2 protein-coding genes and 1 pseudogene are annotated in these 3295 nt (G+C 44.6%); all 3 read left to right on the forward strand.

All coding sequences use genetic code 11. The features are described from left to right. Positions 1-620: pseudogene (locus AC3DOM_RS16950) on the forward strand (hypothetical protein); the annotation flags it as partial. Between the two features lie 104 nt (positions 621-724). After that, positions 725-1933, forward strand: coding sequence for a hypothetical protein (locus AC3DOM_RS16955; protein ID WP_487920218.1), 1209 nt, complete (start codon positions 725-727; stop codon positions 1931-1933). A gap of 615 nt (positions 1934-2548) precedes the next feature. Further along, positions 2549-3295, forward strand: a 747-nt coding sequence (locus AC3DOM_RS16960; RefSeq protein WP_487920219.1) for a transglutaminase domain-containing protein, incomplete at its 3' end; no start/stop codon positions are given.

Below are 3295 nucleotides of genomic sequence, written 5' to 3' on the forward strand. Positions count from 1 at the left end.
CATTCTTATATTTATTCGGAATAGGGTTTGCATCAAAAATTACTTTACCTCCATTTTTACAGGGCTATAGCTATCGCTTGCTTGATCGCACTTTTCTACAAATCGCACTCTTTTTACCATTATCCATGTTGGGAGCTTTGGGTCTTTCTGGATTTATCAAGGCCTTCACAGGGCAGAGCCATGTGAAACGAGGGGCAATCACAGTAATCTTCCTGATATTCGCCTGGAATGCGACACAACTCTCATATTATCCTGACCCATGCTGCGGTTATGTCAGGAATAGGGACCTAGCCGCATATGACTGGATCAAATTAAACCTCCCGAGCGATGCGACGTTAATCATCCCCGGATTACGGGTCAGCGACCGGTTAATTGGCACCGATGCGGGGATCTGGATTCAACCTTTAACAGGACGAGAGACAAAAAAACGTCCCTTCGATATCAGTTTGTTTGCCCCCGATGTAGTCAACGATTTTTGCCTGTTTAATTCCCCCTATATCTATGTTGGTGGGCGTCAGTTCAGCTTTAACTCTTCTGAACCAGAATTGTCCAATCGTTATAAGGAGTTGTTTTCGCAAGGGAAAACAAGTATTTATCAGATTGACTGTGCTTCGCATTAAGTTATATTGATATTTTTATGTAGGTCACATACCCAATCAGCCTATTGAAATTCGCTCACAAAAACGCTAGAATAGAATAAGTCGCCAACAAAACGGAGGAGAAAATGAAAAACAAACTATTTACATTCTTATTCGGTATTTTCTTGCTTATTATTTTAAGTAGCTGTGGGCCCCCGACACCACCTGCTCCGACTCCATTACCGTGGGTTGCCTGCCCTCCTGGAGAGTTGGTCGCCCCACAACTCACAACTCCATATAGCTGGAGTACAGTATCTGATACGACCCCTTATCTGTCAGTCTCTTACACAGCGATTACCTATCCATATCCATCGCCATCTCCTGCCTATGATTGCTTTGCGCAACAAATTCACTTTTATTTATCCACTGGCATGGATTTCACAGATGAGATTGGCGGGATATCCAATAATTATTCCTGGGAAACAACTTCAACACTACAAGCCGGAAAAATGTATCGCTGGTCCGCTGCTGCCATTAGTGGCGGTAGCGAAGGCCCGGTATCCTCTGACCAATATTTCTTTGTTGGCCCGGTATGTGCCCAGTCTGAATTGATCCCACCAATTCAACTTGGTCCTTCAGATGGAGCAACTGTTCAGGAACTACGCCCCGTGCTAGCGTGGCAGAATCCGCTACCCTGTCATCCCAGCCATTATTGGGTGGATCTTTCTACTGATCCTTTTTTCCCAACTGTTGCAAATGGTGGTCAATCAATAGGCCCAATGACTACCTTTGAGCCAAGTTCTGATTTGGAAAACTGTGAAACATATTACTGGCGCGTCAAAGCCAGAACAGCAAGTGGGAGCGGCCCCTTTTCACCAACATGGTCTTTTCTCGTGAACACACCAGGAACATTCTGTCCCATCGAATTAATCATTCCTGAATTTATAGAGACAGTTCCCCCGGGCCCTCCAGATTTCCTGGGTATCAAGAACGCCAACTGCCGGAATAATCCATGGATCGGTGGCAATGAGGTTGGTATGCTGGCAATGGGTCAAACTGCTACGCTAATGGGGGTAAGTCAGGATCGTTTTTGGGGCTTTTTCAAACTATTGAACAGCCGAGAGTGTTGGGTGGTTTTAACCGCAGTCGAGATGCAGCCACCGGGTTCAGTTTTTGACCCTTCACTCTTCCCATTAATTGCCCATGACCCAATACCGGAACCGGAACCTGAGGCCCCTGCCCCAGCGGCACCACCCCCAGCGTCATCTTGCTCCACGCTTACTGACTTGAAATCCTGTGTATCGAATACTGCCTGCTCCTGGGATAGAGTCAAAAGCGTATGCCATGATAAATAAGCATCAAGAGAGTAATTGACCATATAAGCCTCCTACCCGTAAACAGGTAGGAGGCTTGTTTTTAAACTAGACCCAAAAAGTGGGGAATATTAACCGTAAAGCTATAGCTAATAAAAGCCCCATCATAAATCTGAGCCCAATGGCACGATTATTAGCAAAGGCTAGCGGTGCGAAATAAAGCGGCCAGCCAGCCTCTCCATCCGATAAATCGGTGAGCCTTCTGCAGGCTTGTCTTAAATATGCAACGTATATCCCATAAAAGTTCGGGATAGCCAATAAAAAAAGTAGCTCTATAACAAGGATTGAGGGTTGATCTTTTTGCCAATAACAATTTTTATATCGTAGGGAGTGCCTAAATCAGTGGGTACTGTCTTCGCGAGGCGGCTTGTAGCCCGACTTGGCGATCTCCAACCCGGAGAGGGAGACTGCTTCGCGAAAAGATGCTCGCAGTGACGACCAAGTTTTTACTCATCAAATTCGACACTCCCTATCTTACAGAGTACAATAAAAATACAACTATGTGATATATTTCACATGATTATCCAAAGGAATGCTAACGCCCCTCCTTCCGCTGAGGGGTGGCTGCAAACTAAACTCTAAGTTGGAGATTTTTAGGTGACCCACTTATATCGTTCCAGAATCCAAGATACTGATGTAAAAAATTCGCTGTGTCAGACAGGAATTCTCGGAGCAATTCCGCAATCCATACTTTACGGCACAAGGATTATTTTATGTTTGGGATTTATCACAATCGTCGTACTGGGGTCATTCTTTTTACTTCCTGCAAACCTACACTATCATGTCACTGAAAGATTTATTTTTACGGGTGCTGATGAAGATGCGTGGGTTTATTTTGGGCTGATACTTCCAAAAAGTGGGCCCTATCAATCAGTTGAGAATGTAGAGATATTTTGGAATGGAATACAACAAAAAGAAGATTATGGATTTGTAGATATTATTAAATTTGCTGGAGAGAAAAGTGGGCAGGAAGACCTTGTAGTAGTGATCAAATATGATGTAAAGTTACCACAGGGATATATTTCCTGGACTGCTCCAGTTGAAAGTTTCCAACGACTCCCGCAGACTGGCATAGAATCTGATAGCCCACCCTTACAAGAGCAAGCTTCACTCTTGGTGAATGGGATAACTGACAAGGATGTTTACAAGATCTATTCATTTACAGCCGATCATTTGTCCTATGCAGAGGAAGATGAGGATTGCGGTTGTGCCAATGAATCTGCTCTGAGAGCCTATGAAACTCGTTCATGTGTGTGCACAGGCTTTGCACGTCTGATGACTGCCCTTTGTAGAGCATCATCCATACCCTCACAAATGATGATTGGGATAGTGTTTCCTCCGCCC

The organism is Candidatus Desulfolinea nitratireducens, from assembly GCF_982879505.1.

What these genes read in the sequence shown, in the direction of transcription:
- AC3DOM_RS16955 (WP_487920218.1), top strand. Translation starts at nt 725, where the DNA reads ATGAAAAACAAACTATTTACATTCTTATTCGGTATTTTCTTGCTTATT.